This window comes from Deltaproteobacteria bacterium, assembly GCA_016709225.1.
GTDB classification, from domain to species: Bacteria; Myxococcota_A; Polyangia; order Nannocystales; family Nannocystaceae; genus Xiheibacterium; species Xiheibacterium phototrophicum.
In genome coordinates, this window is sequence record JADJEE010000002.1 from 307,521 (window position 1) to 330,669 (window position 23,149).

Annotated in this window: 18 protein-coding genes; 6 read left to right on the top strand and 12 right to left on the bottom strand. The window is 70.6% G+C overall.

The window, feature by feature from the left end; genetic code table 11:
- Nucleotides 1-111: 111 nt before the first annotated feature.
- The 4 genes from IPH07_15505 to IPH07_15520 are packed head-to-tail and all read right to left on the bottom strand — an operon-like array spanning nucleotide 112 to nucleotide 8,795.
- Nucleotides 112-2,079, bottom strand: a complete 1,968-nt coding sequence (locus IPH07_15505; GenBank protein ID MBK6918798.1) for a tetratricopeptide repeat protein — start codon at nucleotides 2,077-2,079, stop codon at nucleotides 112-114.
- A complete protein-coding gene (locus tag IPH07_15510; protein MBK6918799.1) occupies nucleotides 2,076-5,543 on the bottom strand; it encodes a tetratricopeptide repeat protein in 3,468 nt (1,155 codons plus the stop codon). The genes IPH07_15505 and IPH07_15510 overlap by 4 nt, the downstream gene beginning before the upstream one ends.
- A complete protein-coding gene (locus IPH07_15515; protein ID MBK6918800.1) occupies nucleotides 5,540-7,951 on the bottom strand; it encodes a hypothetical protein in 2,412 nt (803 codons plus the stop codon). Before IPH07_15515 ends, IPH07_15510 begins: the two co-directional genes overlap by 4 nt.
- A gap of 7 nt (nucleotides 7,952-7,958) precedes the next feature.
- Complete coding sequence (locus IPH07_15520; protein MBK6918801.1) at nucleotides 7,959-8,795, bottom strand: dihydrolipoamide acetyltransferase; 837 nt, start codon at nucleotides 8,793-8,795, stop codon at nucleotides 7,959-7,961.
- 649 nt (nucleotides 8,796-9,444) lie between these two features.
- On the opposite strand from IPH07_15520, the gene IPH07_15525 reads away from it, so the two are divergent.
- On the top strand, nucleotides 9,445-9,684 hold the full coding sequence (locus IPH07_15525) for a hypothetical protein (protein ID MBK6918802.1): 240 nt from the start codon (nucleotides 9,445-9,447) through the stop codon (nucleotides 9,682-9,684).
- Between the two features lie 22 nt (nucleotides 9,685-9,706).
- On the opposite strand, the gene IPH07_15530 is transcribed toward IPH07_15525, so the two are convergent.
- From IPH07_15530 to IPH07_15555, 6 genes are all read right to left on the bottom strand, one after another.
- The gene (locus IPH07_15530) at nucleotides 9,707-10,816 is read right to left on the bottom strand and encodes an S-(hydroxymethyl)glutathione dehydrogenase/class III alcohol dehydrogenase (GenBank protein MBK6918803.1); all 1,110 of its coding nucleotides are present in this window, start codon (nucleotides 10,814-10,816) and stop codon (nucleotides 9,707-9,709) included.
- Nucleotides 10,817-10,864: 48 nt separating this feature from the next.
- Nucleotides 10,865-12,061, bottom strand: coding sequence for a GTPase ObgE (obgE, locus tag IPH07_15535; protein ID MBK6918804.1), 1,197 nt, complete (start codon nucleotides 12,059-12,061; stop codon nucleotides 10,865-10,867).
- 79 nt (nucleotides 12,062-12,140) lie between these two features.
- Nucleotides 12,141-12,416, bottom strand: a complete 276-nt coding sequence (rpmA, locus tag IPH07_15540; protein MBK6918805.1) for a 50S ribosomal protein L27 — start codon at nucleotides 12,414-12,416, stop codon at nucleotides 12,141-12,143.
- A gap of 44 nt (nucleotides 12,417-12,460) precedes the next feature.
- The gene (gene rplU / locus IPH07_15545) at nucleotides 12,461-12,784 is read right to left on the bottom strand and encodes a 50S ribosomal protein L21 (GenBank protein MBK6918806.1); all 324 of its coding nucleotides are present in this window, start codon (nucleotides 12,782-12,784) and stop codon (nucleotides 12,461-12,463) included.
- A gap of 195 nt (nucleotides 12,785-12,979) precedes the next feature.
- Nucleotides 12,980-14,572, bottom strand: coding sequence for a hypothetical protein (locus tag IPH07_15550; GenBank protein ID MBK6918807.1), 1,593 nt, complete (start codon nucleotides 14,570-14,572; stop codon nucleotides 12,980-12,982).
- 122 nt (nucleotides 14,573-14,694) lie between these two features.
- Nucleotides 14,695-15,594: a fibro-slime domain-containing protein gene (locus tag IPH07_15555; protein MBK6918808.1), complete on the bottom strand. Its 900-nt coding sequence runs from the start codon at nucleotides 15,592-15,594 to the stop codon at nucleotides 14,695-14,697.
- 419 nt (nucleotides 15,595-16,013) lie between these two features.
- Between IPH07_15555 and IPH07_15560 the strand changes: the two genes are divergently transcribed.
- The 3 genes from IPH07_15560 (at nucleotide 16,014) to IPH07_15570 (ending at nucleotide 17,893) form a co-directional block, all read left to right on the top strand.
- A complete protein-coding gene (locus IPH07_15560) occupies nucleotides 16,014-16,724 on the top strand; it encodes a lytic transglycosylase domain-containing protein (protein MBK6918809.1) in 711 nt (236 codons plus the stop codon).
- A 116-nt stretch (nucleotides 16,725-16,840) separates the two neighbouring features.
- Nucleotides 16,841-17,521, top strand: coding sequence for a TetR family transcriptional regulator (locus IPH07_15565; protein MBK6918810.1), 681 nt, complete (start codon nucleotides 16,841-16,843; stop codon nucleotides 17,519-17,521).
- Between the two features lie 63 nt (nucleotides 17,522-17,584).
- Nucleotides 17,585-17,893, top strand: coding sequence for a DUF962 domain-containing protein (locus IPH07_15570; GenBank protein ID MBK6918811.1), 309 nt, complete (start codon nucleotides 17,585-17,587; stop codon nucleotides 17,891-17,893).
- Nucleotides 17,894-17,911: 18 nt separating this feature from the next.
- On the opposite strand, the gene IPH07_15575 is transcribed toward IPH07_15570, so the two are convergent.
- Entirely contained in the window at nucleotides 17,912-19,531 is a 1,620-nt protein-coding gene (locus IPH07_15575; GenBank protein MBK6918812.1) for an ATP-binding cassette domain-containing protein, read from the bottom strand.
- A 308-nt stretch (nucleotides 19,532-19,839) separates the two neighbouring features.
- Here IPH07_15575 and IPH07_15580 point away from each other — a divergent pair, with 308 nt between their 5' ends.
- The gene (locus IPH07_15580; GenBank protein ID MBK6918813.1) at nucleotides 19,840-20,421 is read left to right on the top strand and encodes a hypothetical protein; all 582 of its coding nucleotides are present in this window, start codon (nucleotides 19,840-19,842) and stop codon (nucleotides 20,419-20,421) included.
- Nucleotides 20,418-22,070 (top strand): L-glutamate gamma-semialdehyde dehydrogenase, encoded by a 1,653-nt coding sequence (pruA, locus tag IPH07_15585; protein ID MBK6918814.1) that lies wholly within the window; start codon nucleotides 20,418-20,420, stop codon nucleotides 22,068-22,070. The genes IPH07_15580 and pruA overlap by 4 nt, the downstream gene beginning before the upstream one ends.
- A 1-nt stretch (nucleotide 22,071) precedes the next feature.
- Here pruA and IPH07_15590 read toward each other — a convergent pair whose 3' ends face one another.
- Nucleotides 22,072-23,142 carry a hypothetical protein gene (locus tag IPH07_15590; GenBank protein ID MBK6918815.1) on the bottom strand — a complete coding sequence of 357 codons (1,071 nt, stop codon included), beginning with the start codon at nucleotides 23,140-23,142 and terminating at the stop codon, nucleotides 22,072-22,074.
- Nucleotides 23,143-23,149: the final 7 nt, after the last annotated feature.

A 23,149-nucleotide genomic window follows, 5' to 3' on the forward strand; every position in this document is an offset into this window, starting at 1 on the left:
GCCGGCGTGCGGGCTCGGTCGCGCAGGGCAGCGAAGTCGGATCGATGACGCGTGCGAACCACTCGCACCACGGGCGTGGGGCTGCTTTGCGGCGTGAAACGACGGTGGTGCTCATGCCCGATCATCCTTCTTGTCGCGCGCGATCGGAGTGGGGCTCATGCGCTCGCGTGACGGCGCGGCGCTCGGCCGCGTCCACGAGAGATGGTCGAACGCATCGATCGCCATCGCGTGCGCGGGTGCGAACGACGGCGGGTGAGCGCGGGGTTGGGACGACGCCACGAACACAGGCGCGCCGGAAACATCGGCGCCGAGGCGGTGAGTGTACGCGCACGGCAGCGGGTTCCCCGCGCGCGGAACATCGCATCGCAGGTGCACCTGCGCGTCGCCGGGGCTCGGCATCGATGGCCGCATCGCGACGCCACCCGGCTTCTGCACGGTGGGCTTGCTCGGTGCCGTCGGCGGTGACGTGGGTGCACTCGGCTTCGCAGCAGGTGGGCTCGGGGGCTGCGGCGTCGGGCCGGCGCCGCCCGACGGTGGGGTCGGTGACTTCGGTCCCGGCTGCACCGGTGCGGGCTGCTTCGGGGTCGGCTGCACGGGGGTCGGCTGCACGGGGGTCGGTGACTTCGGAGCCGGCTGCGTCGGGGCGGGCTGCACGGGGGTCGGCGACTTCGGAGCCGGGTCGGACGGTGCGCCCCCACCGGGCTTCTGCGGGCCCGGCGGCGGATCCTTTGGTGTCGGCTCTGACGGAGTCGGCGACGATGCGCCCGGCTTGCTCGGCGTGGGTGCAGCCGCGCCGCCCGGCTTGCTCGGGGTCGGCTTCGATGTCGGGGGCGACTGTGCGGGCGGTGTGCCGGGATCTCCTGCCCCGGGTGGCGACGGCGGGTCGCCGGGGCCGGCCGGTTTCGCGGCGCCGCCGGGCTTTGCCGGCGTGGGTCCATCGCCACTGGCCGGCGTCGCATCGGTGCCGCCACCGCCGGCGGCCTCCGGCTTCTTCTCGCCGCGCGCCTTCTCGCGATCGATGCGACGTTGCTCGCGCTCGATGCCCTTCTTCGCCACGCGGATGTAGTCCTCTGCGCGCGCCTTGCTGACCGGCGCCGGACCAGGCGCGACCTTGGGACCGCGCCCCTTGCTGTTGGTGGGCGACGGCCCTTCGGGCCCGTCGGCGATCGCGAGCTCGCGGTACTTCGTGAGGAACGCGATGGCCTTCTCGAGCCGTCCGACGGTCTCGAGGCCCGGGTACGGATCGGCGTCGAGGTACAGCACCCCGAGATCGAAGTATGCCTCGGGGTAGTTCGGTCGCAGCTTGAGCGCGGTGTCGAACGACTTCTCGGCGTCCTGCCACTTGCCCTCGGCCCGCAGCGCGGCGCCGAAGTTGAGGTGGGCCTTGGCGAAGCGCGGATCGAGCTCGAGCGCGTACGCGAAGCACTGCTTGGCGGTCGCGATGTCGCCCGCCTGCATGTAGCGGGTGCCGAGGTTGTTCCACGCCGCGGCATTCTTGTCGTCGGCCTCGGCGGCCTTGCGGAACGCCTGGGTCGCGAGGTTGTCCTGGCCCATCGCGGTGTACGCGAAGCCCTTGAGATTGTGCGCCCGGCTGCTCTCCTGGGGCGTACGCACCTTCTCGTCGACGGCAAGGGCACTCGAGGTCACGGCCTGCACCAACTCGAACTTCTTTTGTCGGAAGTAGGCCTCGGCCATCACCAACATCGCCTCGACGTTCTGCTCGTGGATGCGCAGGGCCTGACGGCTGTGGTCGATGGCCTCGACCAGCCGACCGGCCTCGAGGTGCTTCTGGGCCTCGGCGCTGCGCTGGTGCGAGAGCGCGAGCTTCTTCTTCTCCTCCTCGGGATCGCGATCGCGCGTCTTGGGCAGACCCTTGGCCTTGTCCGCCGCCGCCGCGGGCGCCGCGGGCGTGCCCGCGTCCGCACTGGGCGTGGCGTTGGCCTCGAGCCCGTCGAGATCGACCTTCTCGCGCGGCCCGTCGGGGCTGTCGGTGGCGCCCTCGGGCCGGCAGCCCGCCAGCACCAGCATGATCACGGCACCGCTGGCCGCGGCCCGCAACGTCCTGCGCACCTTCGTCATCGCAGATCCTCCAGCTGGAGCTCGAGCGCCGGCTGCCGTAGCAGCGGGTACTCCTCGGGCTTGTAGATGTTGAGCCGCTCGCGCGCCGACGAGGTCCACTCGTTGGCGATGCTGTACTCCTTGCTGCGCTTGACGGTCTCTTCGTACAGCGCGATGGCCTTGGTCTCGGCCTGGCTCGCGAACTGATCGACGACGTCCTTGTAGGCGAACCACGCCTCGGAGTTGGGCTTGAGCTGCTTGGGTACCGGCGCCTGACGGATGGCGATGGCCCAGGTCTCGAACGCGTAGCCGCGGCGGTACATCGCGGCGAGCACCCAGTCGATGCGGCGGTACGGGAACACGTTGTCGTAGGCGTTGGCGGCGACCTGCAGCCGCTCGGTGAGCAGCTGGATCTCCTTCTCCATCTTCTTGCCGGTGCTGTTGATCTCCACCGCCAGCACGTCGGCGAGCGCGTACTCGGCGAGCAGGAACTGCGCCTCGGCCGGGAGGTCGGCGGCGTCGGTCGCCGCCTGCAGCTTCTTGGCATCGAACGCCGAGACCGTACCGCGGTAGTACGACTCGGCCTTCGCGCGCTCGCCCATCTTGGCGTAGGCCTGGCCGATGCGCAGCTGCGACTCCACGACCTTGTCGGCCAGCGCCGGGTCGCTGCCGTGGCGGGCGAGGAACAGCTCGTAGGCCTTGATCGTCGCGCGCTGATCGCCGGTCTTGGCGGTGACCTGGGCCGCGCGGAAGGTCGCGTTGGCGGCCTTGGTCTTGTCGGTGGTCTTGGCGGCGAAGGTGCCGAACATCGCGGCCGACTTCTTGTAGTCCTGCAGGTTGTCGAGCAGGTCGGCGGCGTTCTCGAGCGCGAGCTCGCGGTGCTCGCTGTCCTTGTAGCGCGCGTCCTCGGCGAGCTTGAGGTACGAGGTCACGGCCTCGTCGAACTCGAAGAAGCGCGAGTGGTTGTAGCCGGTGCGCAGCAACGCATCGTCGGCGAAGTCGCTGTCCGGGTACTTCTCGTAGATGCGCTGGTAGGTCTGGCTGGCCGAGCCGAAGCGGCCGATGTTCTCGTAGGCGACCGCGGCGTTGTTGAGCGCCCGGTCGGCGTTGGGATCATCGGGTGCTTGGTCGACCAGCGCGACGTAGCGATCGGCGGCGGCCTCGAACTCGCCGGCCTCGTAGAGCAACGTGGCCTCCTGGAACCGCACCGCGTTGCCGAGGGTCTTCAAGTCGCCGGCGAACTTCTTGGCCTCGTCGCCCTCGCCGCAGCCCTTCTGCATGAGCTTCTCGGTCCACTCCTGCGCGCCCTTCAGGTCTTCGCGCACGACGTGGGCGTCGAGGATCGCGGTGCCGGCGTTGATGGCGACGTTCTCCGCGCAGTGGTCGTCGATGATGCGGACGAAACGCTCCTCGGCCTCGTCCCAGTGCTGGTAGCGCTGCGAGACCTCGCCGGCGAGGTACTTCATGGTCGCGGTCTGATCGCTGTCGGGGCGCGCGAGCGCGAAGCGATCGTAGGCCTCCTGCAGCGCCAGCATCGTCGGCGGGATCTCGAGCGCCTTGTCGAACGGCCCCGGCGCGCCCTTCTTGGGCATGTCGGGCACGCTGAGGCGGCCGGCCTGTTTCTCGGCCTCGACGTAGGCCTCGTAGGCGAGCACGGCCCCGGTCGCGGCATCCTCCTGCAGGCGGTTGTCGAGGTTGCTGTCGCGCACCGCCGTGTACTGCTCGGCCGCCGCGAGCAGCTGCCCCGAGTAGAACAGCGACTCGGCGAAGTTGTAGCGGTACTCGTAGGAGCTGGGCGTGTCGGGGAAGCGCTCGAGGTAGGCCTCGTAGGCCTTGGCCGCGATGGCGTACTCGGCCTCGGCGCGCGGATCACCAGCGGCGCGCAGGGTCTGGGCGTACGCGTGGTGATCGATGGCGGTGTGGACCAGCGCCTCCTCGGCGAGCTTGAGCGCGGCCTCGACGGCCTCGGGGTCGCCTTCGTTGGCGTAGAACCACTTGGTGCCGCGCAGGTAGTTGGTCGCGAGCTTGTCGCGCGCCGCGGTGGCGGCGGCCTTGTCCTGCAGCGCGTTGTGGGCCTGCAGGATGCGCATCTGGATCTGCGGCGCGGCGGCGGCCAGCGGCCAGCGCTTGATCGTGATCTCCCAGATTTCGATGGCCTTGCCGTACTCGGTCTGCAGCGCCAGCAGGTCGCCGAGCGCCGCATAGACCTCGGGCACGTGCTTCTCGTTGCCGCGAGCCTTGTAGTCGCGATCGAGCCGCGCGAGGCCGACCTGGCGATCGCGATTGCCGTCGTTGTCCCAGTCCTCCTCGACGTAGACCTTGGCGATGTACTTGACCGCGTCGTCCCGCAGGGCGATGGCGCCACCGGGCTCGCCGTCGTTCTTGTGCGCGTCGGCGTAGCGCACGAACTCATCGAGCTTCTTGGCGGCATCCGCGAAGTCCCGCCGCAGGTACAGCGTCCACGCCAGGCGGATCAGCGCCTCGTCGTAGAGGTCGGCGTCGGGGTTGGCGGTGACCTTGGCGTAGGCCTCGTACGCGGCATCGAGCTCGTCGAGGTCGTAGTGGACCTCGCCGACCCGCAGCCACGACTCGTCGGTGTAGGTGCCGTCCTTCTTCCACGGCTCGCAGCGGTCGTAGTCGCCGGCGCGCCAGCTGCCGCTGTCGACCACGTTGCTGCCGTCGGCGGCCGGCGGCGCGAAGAGGTTCGCGCAGGCCAGCGCGAGGTAGCTCTGCCGGCTCTGATCGAACTCCTCCTCCTCGTACAGCAGCGTGCCCATCATGTAGAGCGACGCGTCGGCGAGGTGGAAGCGCGGGAATCGGAGCACGACGTCGCGGTAGAGCGCGACGGCGTCGCCGTAGTCGGGGATCGGCGACGGCGGTGGCGCGGCGTTGGGGTCCTGCTCGAGCCGCTGTTGATACGCCTCGAGTTCCTCTTGGAAGGCCTCCTCCTGCCGCGCGAGGCGCTCGCTGCCGGCCTCGAAGTGCAGCTCCGCGAGCCGGAACATGATCTCCGGCGTCCACGCCGGATCGTCGGGGTGCAACTCGAGGAAGTCCTCGTAGCGCGCGACCGCGGCGGCCCGCAGCTTGCGGGCGGTGGCCTGCTTCTGCTTGATCTTCTTGTCGTAGGCGCCCTCGAGCGCGCGGCGGCCGGCGACGCCGGTGACGAGCAAGGTCTGGCCGATGGTGTGGGCCATCGCGGCGTGGGCCTGCTGGTAGCGCGCGCCGAACTCCTCCATCTCGTCCATCGCCGCGGCCTCGCGCTCGTCGGCGGCGCGGCGTGGCAGCGGGGCCTTGAGCTGGCCGGGATCGGTGGCCTTGGGTGCTTGCTCGAGCGCGCGGCCCGAGCCGGGCTCGCCGGGCACCCCGGTGGGCTCGCGCTCGTCACCGAGCTTGGCCTTGGCCTTGTCGAGATCGGAGCGCGGCAGCGCGTGCACGACCCCCGGCAACGACGCGAGCAGCAGCGACAGTGCGAGCGTGCGCCTCATTCGACGTCCTCCAGGCCCATCTCGATCGAGAGGTCGATCTCGCCGAGCTCGCGATCACGCTCCACCTCGAGCCGGTGGATCTCGTCGGTCTCCGCCTCCTTCATCGCCCATGCGACGTCGAGCAGACCGACCTCGGAGCGCAGCACCAGCGAGTTCAGCTCGGTGACGACGTCGGCGTAGGATGCCGCCAGCACGTCGGCCACCACGGTCTTGGTGGTGCCCTTGGCGCCGGTCAGTTCGCCGAGGTACGCATCGAGGTTCGCACGCTCCTGGGCGAGCACCGTCACGGCGCCCTCGAGGCGTTTGCCGGCGGTGTGGTCGAGGTCCACGCGGGCCTTGTCGGCGCGCGCGTGCAGGCCCTGGGCACGCTTCCACAGGGCGTCGACCTCGGCCGAGACGCCGCCCTTGCCCGCGAGCCCCTGGTACATGCCGGCGAGGTAGCGACGGTAGTCGGCGACCGCCTTGGCCTTGGCTTCGCGCAGCGGATCCTCGTAGCGCAGCGCCGCCTGGGCGCTCGAGATCCGCTCGCGCAGCGCGGCGACCTGCGCCTCTTGCAGCGCGAGCTCGTCGCGACGCGCGGCGGCTTCCTTGAGGAAGCCTTGGTGGTCGATCTTCTGCTCCTTGCGGGTCTCCTCGTAGTAGCGCTCGGTGGCGACCAACTCGGCCCGCATCGCGCTCACGAACAGATCGAGCTTGTGGGCCTGCTCCTGCAGCCGCTGCAGGCGGGTGACCGCGCGGCGCTGGTGATCGGTGCGATCGCCGAGCGGGCGATCGACCTTGTCGCGCAGCGCGCCGCGCTTGCGTTCGGCGGCCCCGAGGTCGCGGTCGCCGGCGAGGCGGCGGATGAGGGCCTCCTCGACCGTGATCAGATCGTCGTCGACATTGTCGAGGCCGGCGGCGTGGGCCGCGAGATCGTTGAACAGCCGCGCCTTGTCCCGCGCGCGTACGGCTTCTTCCATGCGGGCCAGCAGCGCGCGCGTGTCGGCCAGCTCGCGCTCGAGCGCACCGACCTCGCGCGCGAGCGACTCGGCCTGCACCGCGCGCGGCAGCGAGCGGGCGACCGGCACCGCGCCCACCGGCAGCACCGCCGCGAGGCTGAAGTGTTCCATGTCCTCACCGACCACCGCAGCGAAGTACTCGGTGGCGTCTCCCTTGGCGGACAGGCGCCGGCCCAGCTGGGTCGCGAGCCGATCGAACTCGCGACGCAGGCCGAGGAACTCGGCCTCGGCGCCCTTGTAGTCGCGCTGCTGCACGCGGATCTTGCCCCGCAGCTGCTTGATCTCCGGCACGATCGGCGAGTCCGGGTCGTAGATGAGCAGCAGGTCGAGCGCCTGCACCGACTGCTCGAAGCGCTCGGCGCCCAGCAGCGTCCACGCGGTCTCGTACATCGCCTCGGGGAAGTACGGCGAGTCGCGGCCGATGTGGCGATACGATCGCACTGCGTCGTCGGTGGCCGCTTCGTCGTGATGCACGCGACCGAGCGCCATCCAGGCCAGCTCGACGATCTGCCGGTCGCGGGACTCGCCTGGGCGGGTCTTGGTGATGCGTGCGAAGCGTGCGACGGCATCCTCGAGGTCGCCCTTTGCCAGGCTCGCCGAGGCCGCGACGTACGACGCACGCAGCCGCCAGCTGGCATCGGGGCCGCCGCGCGTGATCGGGATGTCGATCGGCGACAGCGCGTCGAGCTCGACGATGGCCTCGGCGTGCCGACCGCTCAGGTACAGCCAGCGTCCGTAGGCGTAGCGCAGCTCGGGCAGCCGCTGGTCGGCCGGGAACGAGGTCGCCCACTTCGACAGCCGTGCGACGTTGGCCTCGTCGAGCACGCCCACCGGCGGCGTGACGCGGACATCCACACCGACCGCTTGCAAGCGTGCGCGCACCTCGGGCGTGGCCGACACGCCTGGCTTGCGCGCGAAGCCCTGTTCGCGGCGCGGGCTCGCGAGGTCGAACAGCCGCGCGACCGAGCGCTGATGGAAGCGCTTGGCGTCCGGCCGCGCGTCGGCGAGATTCTTCGAGAACAGCTCCGCCGCCCAGCGCGACATCTCCATGTGCACGAGCGCGTCACCGAGGAAGAACACCGCCTGCGCGCCGGCCTGGGACTCGGGGTAGTTCTCGACCAGGTCGAGGAACTTGATCGCCGCGCCCTCGGCGTCGCCCTCGGCCAGCAGCAGCTGACCATCGACCAGGCGTCGCGCGAGCTCGGTCTCCTTCGCGCGGGGATCCTTCGCGGCGGCGCGCTCGGCCGCGACGACGTTCTCCTCGGCCTCGCGCAGCGAGGTTGCGAGATCGCCGAGCTTCACCTCGCGATCACGCGCGATCGCTGGTCCCGCGGCCAGCAACGTGGCGATCGCCAGGGCGATCGCACCCGCGCGGTGGGTTACCGCGCGAAGCCTCGGCACTCGCACCACGGTGGCGCTACTCCTCGTCCTTGCCACGACGGGCCTTCGCCTGCGGCATCGGCCGTCCGGCGGCGTCGAGCGGCAGCTCCTGCCAGTTCACGCTCGGGCGATCGCGCATCTCGGTGGTGAGGTTGCCGCGCTCGAAGCCGACGCTGGAGAGCTTCACCGCACCGTTCTCCGGCGCCGTGAAGCTGTGGGAGCTGCGAGAATCGAAGGTGTAGCCCGACAGGTACGCGAAGACGCCGTAGCCGTGGCCCTTGTACGTGAGCTCGATGGTCACGTTGTGGGGGCCGGGCGGCAGGTTGCCGTCGTAGATGACGACCTCGTCCTCGGAGTCGAGACTGCCCGACTCGTCGGAGCGCGCGTAGATCTGTGCGCCGTCCATGATGTAGACCATCTTCACCAGGCGGAAGCCCGAGCCCATCAGGTTGCGGTGCGCGATCACGACGCGCGAGCCCGCCATCACACCCTTGAGGACCGTCTCACGCAGCAGCGCCAGGCGGGCCTTGCTGCGGAAGATCTTGTCCTTGAGATCGTCGACCTCGACCTGCAGGCCGTCGATGCGATCGCCGTAGACCTCGCTGCGTCGCATCGCGTCGGCCGACACCGCGGCCCCCTCGGCACCGCCGACCTTCGGAGTCGGAGCCGGCGGCGGGGTCTTGCTCGGCGCGCCAGCGGGCTTCGCTGGCGCCGCCGCGGGCTTCGCTGGCGCGGCCGCGGGCTTGCTCGGTGTGGCGCCGGCCTTCACCGCCGCTGGCTTCACCGGCGCCGGCGTGCCCCCGGGCTTGGCCGCGGGCGCAGGCGGGGGCGGGGCCGCGGCGACCCAGCGCGCGTGGCCACCGAGCCAGAGCACGGCAGCCCACGCGAGCAACGTCGTCGTCAGGCGCCTCGCCCACCGACCACGCCACGTTTCCTGCCACCGACCACTGGACACGCCGCACGCTCGCACGGTGTTCAAGGTACCAAGACCAACGTTGCTGCACCACCAGGAGGGGTTCGATGTCACCGGTCGTCTCATCCCCAGCATCGGCGCATCCGTCCCACCGCGCCCGCGCATCACGACGAGATGCGCCGACCCGCAGCGCATGCGTGGGGCCCGGAGCGGCGCGAGCTGCAGACCCGACCGGAACATCCGCGCCGGGGCGAGGCCGACGGAGGACCCCGAGGTGGTTTCCCGCGAGGGCGTCGATCCACAACACTTGGCCACGGCTTTTTTCGTGCGGCGGCGGCGGGACCGATGCCAGCGCCGCAACCCGCTCCATGGGGCCGTTTGTGCGCCCACGAGGGGCCGATGACGAGTTCCGATGCAGGCCGCCCCGAGTTTTGGCTATCGTTGCCGCCGTGGGCGCCGAAACCGAGTACATGGGCACCGGCCGCGCGAAGGTCTGGACCTACCTCATCGTGGCCGCGGTGCTGGTGGTCGGCGTGGTCGTGGCGAACTTCGCGCTCACGAACCCCGAGCTCGCCAGCAAAGGCGTCGACGCGTTCATGGGCATGCCGCCGTGGGGCTTCCTGCCGCCGCGGCGCTGGTCGGCCTGGTCGTCTTCGCGGTCGGCCTCAAGCTCGAGACCGACTGGCCCGAGGCACTCGGCGCCCTGCTCGTCGCGGGCGCCCTGGCCGGCGGCGAATTCCTCCTGGGCTGGAAGCGCTTCGAGCTCGGCGGGATGGTGGTCGTGCCGTACGTGATCCCGCTGGCGGCGTTCCTGCTGCTGATGGGCTACAGCGTCGTGCGCTCGCGGTGAGGCGAGCGCACGCGCGCCGCCGCTAGAACTCGATCACGGTGCGGATCGATGTGCCCGCGTGCATGAGGTCGAAGGCCTCGTTGATGCGCTCGAGCGGCAGCTTGTGGGTGATGAGCTCGTCGATCTCGATCTTGCCGTCCATGTACCAGTCGACGATCTTCGGCACGTCGGTGCGGCCACGGGCGCCGCCGAAGGCCGAGCCCTTCCACACCCGCCCGGTGACGAGCTGGAACGGGCGGGTCGAGATCTCTTGGCCAGCACCCGCGACGCCGATGATGACGCTCTGGCCCCAGCCGCGGTGGCAGCACTCGAGCGCCTGGCGCATCAGCGTGGTGTTGCCGACGCACTCGAAGCTGTAGTCCGCACCGCCCCCGGTGAGCTCGACCAAGTGCGCGACGAGGTCGCCCTGGAGCGCCTTCGGGTTCACGAAGTGGGTCATGCCGAACTGGCGCCCGAGTGCCTCGCGGGCCGGGTTGATGTCGACGCCGACGATCATGTTGGCACCGACCATGCGCGCGCCCTGGATGACGTTGAGCCCGATGCCGCCGAGGCCGAACACCACCACGTTGGCACCGGCCTCGACCCCCGCGGTGAAGATCACCGCGCCGATGCCGGTCGTGACGCCGCAGCCGATGTAGCAGATCTTGTCGAACGGCGCGTCCTTGCGGACCTTCGCCAGCGCGATGTCGGGCAGCACGGTGTGGTTCGCGAACGTCGAGCAACCCATGTAGTGGTGGATCGGCTTGCCGCCCAGCGAGAAGCGCGAGGTGCCGTCGGGCATCAGGCCCTTGCCCTGCGTCGCGCGGATGGCCGTGCAGAGGTTGGTCTTGCGGCTGAGGCACGACTTGCAGCCGCGACACTCGGGCGTGTAGAGCGGGATGACGTGATCGCCGACCGCGACGCTGGTGACGCCCGCGCCGACCTCGACCACCACGCCGGCCCCCTCGTGCCCGAAGATCGCCGGGAACAACCCCTCTGGATCGGCACCGGAGCGGGTGAACTCGTCGGTGTGGCACACGCCGGTCGCCTTCAGCTCGACCATGACCTCGCCGGCGCGTGGGCCCTCGAGATCCACCTCTTCGATCGACAATGGTTGTCCGGCCGCGAAGGCCACCGCCGCCCGAGTCTTCACGCGTCACCTCGCATCGCGGGCGACACTACCAAAAACGCGAAAGCGCGGTCAGCCGGGAGCGGGGTCGCGGACCATCTCGATGCGCCGCCACAGCGCCGCGAGCAACTCGGGGATGCCGGCGCCGGTGTGGGCGGAGATCGCGAACAGCGGCACGTTGCGCTCCCGCAGCGCGGCGCGTAGCGCCTCGACGCGCGCGCTGCCCTCTTCGTCCTCGAGCACGTCGAGCTTGTTCAGCGCGACCACCCGTGGCTTGCCCTCGAACACCGCGCCGTAGTGCTCGAGCTCGGCCTCGAGCGCATCGAGATCGGCCAGCAGATCGCGCTCGGGATCGAAATCGGGCGCGAGGATGTGCAACAACACGCGCGTGCGCTCGAGGTGTCGCAGGAACTGCAGCCCGAGCCCACGGCCCTCGCTGGCGCCCTTGATGAGCCCGGGCACGTCGGCGATGACCATCTGTCGCGCCTCGCCCATCTCGACCACGCCGAGCTGCGGCACCAAGGTCGTGAACGGGTAGTCGGCGATCTTCGGACGCGCACGCGAGACCTTGGCGATGAAGGTCGACTTGCCGACGTTGGGAAAGCCGACGATGCCGATGTCGGCGAGCAGCTTGAGCTCGAGCCGCAGCGACCGCTCCTCGCCCGGCGTGCCCTTCTCGGCGAAGTCGGGCGCCTGGTTGGTCGAGGTGCGAAAGTGGATGTTGCCGCGGCCGCCGTGGCCGCCACGGGCGATCACCAGGCGCGCTCCGGCGGTCGAGAGATCGCCCAGCACCACCGGCGTCGGCTCCGGCACCCGCGGCCCGCGGTGCGCGTCGTCGTAGGGCCCACCGTCATCGTCGTCGTCGGGCTCGTCGTCGCCGGGATCGGGATCGTCTCCGTCGAGATCGCCCTCGTCGAACTCGAAGGACATCTCGCTGTCGAGGCCGCCGGCCGACTCGACCGGCCCCTCGCGCTCGAGCACCACCACGGTGCCGACCGGTACGCGCACCACGAGATCCTCGCCCGCGCGACCGTTGCGGTCGTGGGTGCCGCCGCCCTGGCCGCTGGGCGCGTGCAGGTGCCGGCGGTAGCGCAGATCGAGCAGCGTCGTGAGGTGCGGATCGGCGACGAACACCACGTCGCCGCCATCACCACCGTCGCCACCGGCGGGGCCGCCCTTGGGCACGAACTTCTCGCGCCGCCAGGCCACCGCACCGTCGCCACCACGGCCGGCACGCACGTGCACGCGCACGAGGTCGACGAACTTCACGGGCGTACCTCGATGTCATCGGGCGAGCGCCTCGCTCGCGCGGCGAGCCGACGATGGGCTCGCCTGCGCGACGGGCTGCTCACTCCGCGGCCGCAGCGGGCGCAGCGTCGACGGCCACGAACGCCGTGCGCTCGCGACCACGCTTGTAGAAACGAACGTGCCCCTCGACGAGTGCGAAGAGCGTGAAGTCCTTGCCGCGACCGACGCCCGGGCCGGCCTTCACGGTCTCACCGACCTGCCGCACCAAGATGTTGCCCGGGGTGACGAGCTGGCCGCCGAACTTCTTGACGCCGCGAAACTGCGCCTTGCTGTCGCGGCCGTTCTTGATCGAGCCTTGTCCCTTTTTGTGTGCCATGGATTCCTCTTGCGTCGCCTGAAGCGAAGCTCGTACGCGGCCCGCTAGGCCGAGATGGCCTCGATCTTGATCTCGGTGAAGTGCTGACGATGTCCGCGCTTGCGCCGGTAGTTCTTCCGGCGGCGGAACTTGTAGACGATGACCTTGGGGTGCTTGCCGTGGGCGACGATGGTGCCGACGACCTTGGCACCCGCGACCTTCGGCGTGCCCACTTGGGCATCGGCGCCGCGGCCCACGAGCAGCACGTCGTCGAGCTCGATCTTGGTGCCGACGTCACCCGCGAGCTTCTCCACGCGCACGGTGGCGCCGGGCTCGATGCGGTACTGCTTGCCACCGGTGCGTACGACGGCTTGATCGAAGTTCGACATGACTCTCTTCTCGTCCTTCCCGCTGTCTCGAGGGCGCCTCGCACCTCGTGGGCCGACCACCCGCGCTCGAGGGGTCGGCTTTGGGAGTGCGAAGCATATGGATCGGGCGCCGGCGGTCAAGCGGCCTTGCGAGCCGGCCCCGCGGACCGGCCCACGGGGTCTGCGCAGGCGCCCCGAAGGCGCGTGCGATGGCTCCTAGCGGCCGCTACGGGCCCGCGCACGCCGGCGCGCGGTGCCGGCCACGACCGCGAGCAGCCAGGCCGCCGCGGTCGACGGGCCGGCCGGGCCGCCCGCATCGCAGCCGCAGCCGCGATCGACCGAGCCGTCGTCGCCGCTGCCCATCGCGGTGTCCGAGGCAGCGCCATCGCTGCCGCCGTCGGTGCCCGAGTCCGCGCCGCCGTCCGAGCCGCCCGACGCCGAGCCGCCGCCATCCGTGCCCGCACCGGTGGCGTTGGTGCCTCCGTCGGTGCCCGCGGCGTCGCCGACTTGGATCGTCACGACGTCCTCGGTGACGTGGGCGAACTGATCGTGGACCTCGATGTGCAGCTCGTAGGTGCCGGCATCGAGCCCCGCGAGGTTCACCGCCGCACGGTACTGATCGTCGACCTCGCGATCGAAATCGATCTGATCGTAGATGACCTCGCCATCCTTGTAGAAGACGAACTTCCAGCCGTAGCCGCCGTAGTTGTCGTCGACCACCGCCCGGAACTGCACGTCGGCGCCGACCTCGAACGCCTGCCCGTCGGTCGGTGACTCGATGGTCGCGACCGGCGGTTCCATGTCGGGCTCGTTGCCGCCGAAGATCCACGTCATCTCGTCGAAGTCGTTCTGCTGCAGGCTGCCGTCGCCACAGAACATCTCGTGGGTCAGCTGGCAGCCGGCCGAGTTGGGGCCCTGGCACTGCGCCTCGCACAGCCCCGCGCACTCGGTGCGGAAGCTGCCGTCGCCACCACCGCAGTACGACATCACCGAGTTGCAGTCGAAGGTGTGATCGAGGCCGTAGGCGTGGCCGGCCTCCTGGCTGGCGGTGTTGGCCATCTGCACCGCCGAGAAGCTGTTGAACGCGTACACCACGTGACGCTGGCCCAGCGCGCCGCAATCGGCTCCGGGCGCCACGCCGCCGGCCGGCGAGTCGATGTTGGTGTCGGTCCAGTCGCCGCCCATCATCTCCATCGTGTACGGCGCGACATCGCCGGGCCGAGTCTCGTAGACCACCGCCACGCCGAACGGTGCGAAGTCGGCCTGCACCGCCTGCGCGATCGAGATGGCCTTCTGCTGGCCCTGATCCCACACCGGGTAGTTGCCGGCGCGCGCCAGCGCAGAGGTGTTCTCGGTCGAGTTGTCGGCGCCGGGCTTGAGCTCACCACCGTTGAAGTTGAGAAAGAGGGTGTGCTTGCGCGGGTACTCGTTGCCCGGGATGTCTTCGACCGCGAAGATGGTGTCGGGCTCCACCTGCAGGCGCCCTTCGTCGATCTCGCGTGGCAGCACCATCCCGCCGCGCTGCACCCAACCATCGGGCATTGGACCCCGAGGGTTCTCGCCGTCGACGTCGGCGGGCAGCTCACCGGCGGCGACGCGATCGAGCACCGCGAGATCGGGCTGCGGCGCGGGCGTGTGTCGGCGCGGCGACGCGAGCAACGCGTGCACGTCGAGCGTCAGGATGCGCGCCTCACTGCCGTGATCCTTGGGGAGGTACGGGTGATATCCCGGGGCCTCCCGCGCGGCGGCGGCGGACGGCAACACGAAGGACAGCAGGAGCAGGCTCGGAAGGAGGGCGGCACGTCGCATCGGGGCGAGGCCAGCCTAATCCAAACATTCCTCGCGTGGGGACGCGGGCAAGGTCCCGGGCGTGGGATTTCTCTCGGTCGAGATCTCGGCGGCTGCGGCGGCGCGGGGACGCCGACGCGCCTTCAACCGACGGGCACGTCGGTGAGGCATCCGATGGTGGTGTCGATGCGGAAGTGCGACTCGCTGGTGTGGCGCTCCGCGAAGAAGAAGTCGAGCGCGTACACGTTGCCGGGCGTGATGCCGAGCGCGGCCGCCTGCGCGTCGAGATCGATCACGCCGTTCATGGCCCCGTGCACGCCGCCGAGATCGATCGCGAGCTTCCCGTTCACGAAGGTGAAGAGGTCGTCGTCACCCGTGAAGCTGAAGATCTCGCCGCCCTGGTAGACGAACTCGGTGTGCAGCTCGAGCGTGAGGTGGAAGTTGTGCGGGGTGCCCTCGTCGCCGAAGCCCTGGCCGTCGATGGGAAAGAACGCCTGATCGTCGAAGGTGTAGGTGCCGTCGGGTTGCTGCGTGAGCACCAGCGGCACGTCGATCGGCATGTTGACCCCAGGCGTGTCGCGGTACCACTGGTCGAACGGGCCCTGACCGTTGGTGGTGGGCGTGGTCGGCATGCCCGCGTAGACCGGCTTCAGATCGGCGCCGAGGTCCGCCTGCACGATGCCCGGATCGACCGCGATGACGTACTCGAAGTCCGGGTGTGACTGCTGGAAGTCGCGCACCTTGGCGGTGAGCATCTGATCGCCGGCGCACTCCATCGGCATGCCGGTGGTGCCGGTGGCTCCCCCGACGTCGAACACCGGCTCGTGGCCGCCCTCGGCGTCGGAACCCGCGGTCGCGTCGTCGACACCGACGGTGCTGCCGTCGGTGCCCGCCTCTCCGATCCCGGTCGCGGCGGCGCTCAGCCCCGCACTGATGCCGCCCAGCGACGAGACCTCGCCGGCGGTGTCGCGACCGAGGTCGTCCTCACCACCGCATGCGCCGGCACCGATCACGGTGATCGGCACGATCCACCACGTTCGCATCGCGTCGCCCCTCCCCACCTTGCAGTGTAGTCTGCAAGGCGCTCGCCTTCGCGGCTTCGCGTCGCGAGCCGTGACACCGTCCTGGGATTGCCCCTGGCACCCGAGGGCGTTCTGCCCGAGGGTTCATGCGGATTGCCCAACGCGGGCGGCTCGGCTTCGACGAAAACTGGCCCGCGCCGCGGTGATCCTCTTATAGCGATCGAGTGATCGTCCCCAGCCCATCCCGCCCCCGTGGCGCCGCTCGCGGCGCCCTCGTGTTCGGACTGACTGCGCTGCTGGGCGGCTGCGTGCTCGGCAGCGGCGTCGGCCCACGCGCGCCCGGGTCGGGCACGCACACCACCGTGCGCCGCACCGACGCGATCACACCGCGACGCGATGCGACCCCGTACTCGCTCGAGGAGCGCGAGCGCATCGCCGCCATGGATCCGTGGGTCGAGCGCGCCTCGACGCGCTTCGGCGTCGACGCCGATCTCGTCCGCGCGGTGATCTGGGTCGAGAGTCGCTTCCAGCTGCGCGCCAAGAGCCCCGCGGGTGCACGCGGCCTGATGCAGCTGATGCCCGCGACCGCGTCGGGCCTGGCCCAGCAGCTGCGATGGGCACGGGCCAATCCCTACGATCCCGAGTTCAACATCACCGCCGGCACCTACTACCTGCACGCGCTGCTCGAGCGCTACCACGGCGACACGATGCTGGCGTTGGCTGCATACAACGCCGGCCCCGGCAACGTCGATGCCTGGCGTGCGCAGGGGCTGCCGCCGCGCAGCCTCGAGTACGTGCAGCTGGTGCTCGACGCCAAGGCACGCTTCGAAGCGGTGTGGCACCGCAATCAGGCCCCCGCCGCCGCGCCGCAGCTGGTGCGTGCGCCGAGCCCCCGCGCGCCGATCGTGATCCCGGAAGCACCGAGCTCGCGCGAGACGGCGCCCGACGGCACGCCGATCCGCTACGACCTCGATCGCGTCGAGAGCGAGTATCGACCGGTCGTCGAGGATCCGCCGCCGCCGGTGACCCGCGAGGCCGTCGTGCGACCGCGCGCGCGCACGCCAGCGCCTTCGGTGCCCGAGCCCGACCATTCGCCAGACGCCGACGCGCCCGCGCTCGGCATCGGCGTGCTGCCATCGGTCGACGAGTAGCGGATCGCGGGCGCCGGCGTCCTCGAGCGCGGCCGGCTTGGTGTCCGCCGCTGCGCGCTCGTGCGCCCCGAAAAACTGAACTTGACGTCGGTTTCACTTCGATCCACAACCGGGTCGTGGCTTCGACCGCCGCCCGCACCCGCGTGCCCTCGCAGGACCGCGCCGTCCGTACCCGCGCCGCGCTGCTCGACGCGGCGCGACGCGAGTTCTCGGAGCGCGGCTACGCGGCCGCCACCGCCAAGAGCATCGCCGCGCGGGCCGAGGTCGCGACCGGCAGCTTCTATCAGTACTTCGAGAGCAAGGACGCCGCGCTACTCGAGCTCGCCCGCGAGCGCCTGGCGCTCGTGGCCGATCGCAGCCTCGCGCTGCTCGAGGCGCCGCGCCCCGCCGGCGGCAACGAAGCCGCGCTCGCGCGACGTCGCATGCAGGCGGTGGTCGAGCTCGTGATCGAGGCCCACCGCGACGACCCCGGCCTGCACGCGGTGCTCACCGAGCGTCGCCACGCGTGTCGTGAGCTCGATGCGATCACCGCCACCGGCGAGCGCGCGCTGGTGGCCCGCATCGCGGCCTTGCTGGCGCGCTGGCGCGTGCAAGGCGATCGCGAGGCGATCGCGTTCGTGCTGTTCGGCATGCTCGAGGGCTCGGTGCACGCCCACGTGCTCGGCGATCCGGTGGTCGACGACGCGCGCTTCGTCGCCGCCTTGGTCGACGCACTGCTGCGCGTCGCGATGCCCGCGGTGGCCCCCGCACGGGCCGCGACCGAGCGTCCACGCCCGCGCCCGGGCAGCCCGCGATAGACCCATCTCCGACCCACGACAACCCCGCCCAAACCCACCCACCAGGGAGCAACCACCATGGCGATGATCCAGCTCGGCGACGAGTGGTCCCGACTCATGAGCAAGTACGCGGACGACCACCAGAACAAGGTCAACCAGACCTGTCACACCATCGGCATCCCGCTGATCGCGGCGTCGATCCCGGTCGGCGCGACCATCGTCGGACTGCCGCTGGCGGCGGCGATGTTCACGGTCGGCTGGACGTTCCAGTTCGTCGGCCACGCATTCGAGGGCAAGAAGCCGTCGTTCGTCGACGACCGCCGCCAGCTGGTCGTAGGCCTGCTGTGGTGGACCAAGAAGATGGGCCTCGGCGTGGTCTCGACCAAGGCCTGACGTCGTCAGCGACCGCCGTCAGTGCACGCCGACGGCGCGGCGCCCGGTCTTGTCGAGGAAATCCTCGAACGAGCCGGGGAAGAAGTCGCAGCCGCCGGCGCCCTTGAGCTCGAGCACGCACGTCGCCACGTCCTGGACCATGTATTGGTCGTGGCTGACGAACACCAGCGTGCCCTCGTACTTCTGCAGCGCCTCGGTGAGCGCGCGGATCGACTCGAGATCGAGGTGGTTGGTGGGCTCGTCGAGGATGAGCAGGTTGTCGCGCGTGAGGGTCAGCTTGCTCATGAGCAAGCGCGCCGTCTCACCGCCCGACAGCGCGCGCACTGGCTTGTCGGCGTCCTCCGAGGGGAACAGCATGCGACCGAGCAGGCCGCGGATCTCCTGCACGGTGGCCTTCTCGTCCCACTGGTACAGCCACTCGAAGGCGGTCTTGGGGTCTTCCTTGCTGACGCCCTCTTCGTGGTGCTGCGGCATGTAGCCGATGGTCACCTCGTGGCCCGGTGAGACGCGGCCGCGATCGGGCTCGAGCTGCTTGGCCAGGATCCGGCACAGCGTGGTCTTGCCGATGCCGTTGGGGCCGACGATGGCGAGCTTGTCGCCCCGTGCGAGCGTGAACGTGACGTCCTTGAGCACGACCTGGCCGTCGAACGACTTGCCGAGCTTGTCGGCCTCGAGCGCGAGCTTGCCGCTGGGGCGCTTGACCTCGAAGCGGATGAACGGGCGCTGGATGTTCGAGCGCTTGAGATCGACCATGTCGATCTTGTCGATCGCGCGGCGCCGCGACTGCGCCTGGCTGGCCTTCTTGGCGTTGGCGCCGAAGCGGCGGATGAAGTCCTTGAGCTCGAGGATCTTCTTCTGCTTGCTGGCGTTGCCCTTCTCGGCCTGGATGCGGAACTCGACCTTCTGCTGCAGCATCTCGTCGTAGGCGCCGGGGTAGACGATGATGTTCTCGTAGTCGACGTCGGCGGTGTGGGTGCAGACCTCGTTCAAGAAGTGGCGATCGTGGGAGATCACCACCAGCACGCCCTTGTAGTCGTCGCGCAGGAAGCCCTCGAGCCAGCGGATCGAGTCGATGTCGAGGTGGTTGGTGGGCTCGTCGAGCAGCAGGATGTCGGGGTTGCCGAACAGCGCCTGGGCGACCAGCACCCGCAGACGCATGCCGCTGTCGAGGCGGCTGAGTGGCTCGTCGAACATGCTGGTCGGGATGCCGAGGCCGGTGAGTAGCCGCTCGGCCTCGGTCTCGGCGCTGTAGCCGTCCTCTTCGCCGACGATGATCTCGAGATCGGCGAGCCGCATGCCGTCGTCGTCGGTCATCTCGCCGCCCTTGGCCAGCAGGACCTCTTTGTCCTGCATGGCCTGCCACAGCCGCGGGTTGCCCATCACCACCACGTCGCGGATGCGCTCGTTCTCGTAGCGGTAGTGGTCCTGGTGCAGCATCGACAGGCGGCTGCGCGCGGGACGGGTCACGCTGCCCTGGTCGGGCTCGAGCTCGCTGGCGAGGATCTTCATGAACGTCGACTTGCCGGCCCCGTTGGCGCCGGTCAGGCCGTAGCGATGACCAGCGTCGAAGGTCGTCGTGACGTCGTCGAACAGTTTCTTGCCGCCGTAGGTCTTCGAGACGTTGCTGACGGTGAGCATGGCAGTCTTCCTCGGGTCGGCGTCGCCTGCATGGGGCGTCGCAATCGTCTTGGGGGCGCACCGCAAGCGGACGCGCACGTCGGAACGTGGGGTGTAGACAAGACCCGCGGGTTTCGCCAGCCCCTGGACGCGACAGCGGCGCTACCGCGGCTTGCGCGAGCGCACGAGCAGTGCGCGTTCGCTCGAGGCGCGCACGGTGCTGCGGGCTGTTACCTTCGTGCCGCGACGTCGACATGCGCCCTCGTGCACCGCGCTCCCCGCTATCGACGCGTGCCCAGCGGGGCTCGTGCGTGGTGGCGTGCGTGCTGTTGACGACGAGCATCGCCCTGCTCGCGCCGCGGGCGGTACACGCGTGCAGCTGCGCGCCACCATCACCGCCCGAGCTGGCGGCCGCACGTGCGGCCGCGGTGTTCGAGGGCCGCACCTACGGCGTGCACCGCGAGAACGGCAAGCTGCGCTTCTCGTTCGAGGTCACGCGGGTGTGGAAGGGCGCCATCGGCAGCACGGTCGACATCTGGACCGCGAGCAATTCGGCGGCCTGCGGCCGCGGCTACGAGGCCGGCGTCTCGTACCTGATCTACGCCCACGAGCTCCCTGGCGGCCAGCTCGGCGACGGCATGTGTTCGCGCTCGCGACCGACCCACTCGGCGACCGAGGACCTCGCGGCGCTCGGCGGCGGCAGCGAGCCGCAGCGCCCGCAGGCCGATCCCGGCGAGCGCCCCGCGGTCGAGCCGCCGCGCATCGAGACCGCACCGCCACCCTTGGCGACGCCGCGGTCACGCGGCTGTGCCATCGACGGCCCCACCCGGCCACTCGCCCCCCTCTTCCTCGCGCTCGTCGTCGCATCTGCGCGACGACGGGCCCGATGCCACGCAAGGAGCACACCATGACCAGCGCATGCTTCGAGGTCCCCAAGGCCGTCAACGAGCCGGTACGCGACTACGCACCCGGCTCCCGCGAGCGCGAGCGGCTGCAGGCCGAGCTGACGCGACAGCTGGCGACGCCGGTGGAGATCGCACCGCGCATCGACGGCCGCGACGTCCGTACCGGTCGCACCGCACCGATCACCGCACCCCACGCGAAGCGCCAGGTGCTCGGCGTGTTCCACCAGGCCGGTCGCGACGAGGTCGACGCGGCGATCGCAGCGGCGCGCCGTGCCAAGCCCGGATGGGCCGCGTTGCCGTGGGAGGAACGCGCCGCGATCTTCCTGCGCGCGGCGACGTTGCTGCGCGAGCGCTACCGCGACGAGCTCAACGCCGCGACCATGCTGGGGCAGTCGAAGACCGCCCACCAGGCCGAGATCGACGCGGCCTGCGAGCTGATCGACTTCTTCACGTTCAATGTGGAGTTCTACACCCGCATCCTCGCCGAGCAGCCGATCTCGCCGGCCGGGGTGTGGAACCGCGTCGACTACCGACCGCTCGACGGCTTCGTGTTCGCGCTGACGCCGTTCAACTTCACCTCGATCGCCGGCAACCTGCCGACCGCGCCGGCGCTGTGCGGCAACACGGTGGTGTGGAAGCCGGCCTCGACCGCGGTGCGATCGGGCGCGGTCATCATGTCGCTGTTGGAGGACGCCGGGTTGCCGCCGGGCGTCATCAACTTCGTACCCGGCCCCGGCGCCGCGGTCGGCGATCCGGTGCTGGACAGCACCGAGCTGGGCGGCGTGCACTTCACCGGCAGCACCGACACCTTCCAGGCGCTGTGGCGACGCGTGGGCGACCGCATCGCGAGCTACCCCCAGTACCCGCGTCTGGTCGGCGAGACCGGTGGCAAGGACTTCGTGCTCGTGCACCCCAGCGCGGATGTCGACGAGGTTGCCGTCGCGCTGCTGCGCGGCGCGTTCGAGTACCAGGGCCAGAAGTGCTCGGCGGCCTCGCGCGCCTACGTGCCGCGCTCGCTGTGGCCGGCGGTGCGGCAGCGCCTGGGCGACATGCTCGCGGAGGTCGGCGTGGGCGACGTCACCGACTTCCGCAACTTCATGGGCGCAGTCATCGACGGCCGCAGCCACGCCAAGCTCGCCGGTGCCATCGACGAAGCGATCGGCAAGCGCGGCCCCGACGGTGACATCGACGAGGTCCTCGGCGGCCGCCACGACGACGCCGAAGGTTGGTTCATCCACCCCACGGTGATCGTCGCGCGCAATCCGAAGTACCGCACGATGTGCGAGGAGCTGTTCGGGCCCGTGCTCACGATCCACGTCTGGGACGACGCCGGCGATTCCCGCACACGCTTCGGCGAGGTGCTGGCGCTGGTCGACGGCACCAGCCCCTACGCCCTGACCGGAGCGGTGTTCGCCCACGATCGCGACGCGGTGGCGCAGGCGACCGCGGCGCTGCGCGAGGCCGCGGGCAACTTCTATGTCAACGACAAGCCCACCGGCGCGGTCGTGGGGCAGCAGCCGTTCGGCGGCGCGCGGGCCTCGGGCACCAACGACAAAGCCGGCTCGATGTGGAACCTGATCCGCTGGCTCTCGCCGCGCACGATCAAGGAGACCTTCGCGCCGCCCCGCAGCTGGCGCTACCCGTACATGGGCTGAGTCATCGACGCGACGGCAGCCACTCGAAGGCGAGCACGCCCTCGCCCAGCGGCCAGCCGGTACGCCGCGGCGCCGCGCCGGTGTCGATGCGCAGCGCCGGTAGGGCCATCGCCACCCGAACCCCCACGCGCACGCGCAGCCGCGGCGCCACCCGGATCGCGACGTCGAGCAGCGCCGATACCACGCCGACCGCGGTCGCATCGCTGCGCCCGCGATACGGCACGCTCGCGCGCCCGCGGGTCCACGCGGCCAGCACGCCACCGCCCAGCCCGAAGAGCGGCGAGACCCGTGCACGCGGCACCGGCCACACGCCGACGTGGGCGCGGGCGACGAACCAGCCCACGCGGGCGACGCCCGCCGGCCCACGCACGCGCCCCTGCAGCGCGGTCGCGGCCAGCTCGCCCTCGAGTCCGAGGCGACGATGTCGCCCGAGCCGGACCCCACCGCCGATGCCGGGCAGCAACAGCAGCCCGAGGTCGCGCGACGCACCACCGAGCGCGAGCGACAGCCGGAGATCCGCGCGCGGCGGCGGAGGTATCGGCGCGGGCGCGGGCACGATCGGCTCGGCGCGCGGCAGCGGCTGCACCTGGGGATGCGCGACCGGCAGCGACAACGCGCTGGCGACCTCGGCACAACGTACCGCGAAGGTGCCGTCGTCCTCGTCCCCCGTGACGATCGCGATCTGCTCGAGCCGTCGACCATCGAGCCGCCACAGCTCCGCACGATCACGATCGCCGGCGACCCAGATCGCCAGCTGGGCACCGTGCTGCTGCAGCTGCGCCGCGAGCTCGGTCGATGCCGACGCACCCGCCGGTACCACCACGGTCGCGAGGCCGAGCAGCTCGAGCTCGGCCTGCACGCGGCGCAGGCGAGCCCCCCAAGCCGCAGCGGCGTCGGGCGGCGCGGGGTCGGACCACAACAGGATCGGTGCGGACGCACGCGGCGTCACCGCGGCCGCGCTGGCGTCGGGCGACGCTTCGATCACCGTCGCGGGCGGGACTTCGACGACGACCGGCTGCGCCGCCGCGAACAGGCATGCGAACCATCGGCTGGCTGCGGCCGCGAGGATCATCGGCGTC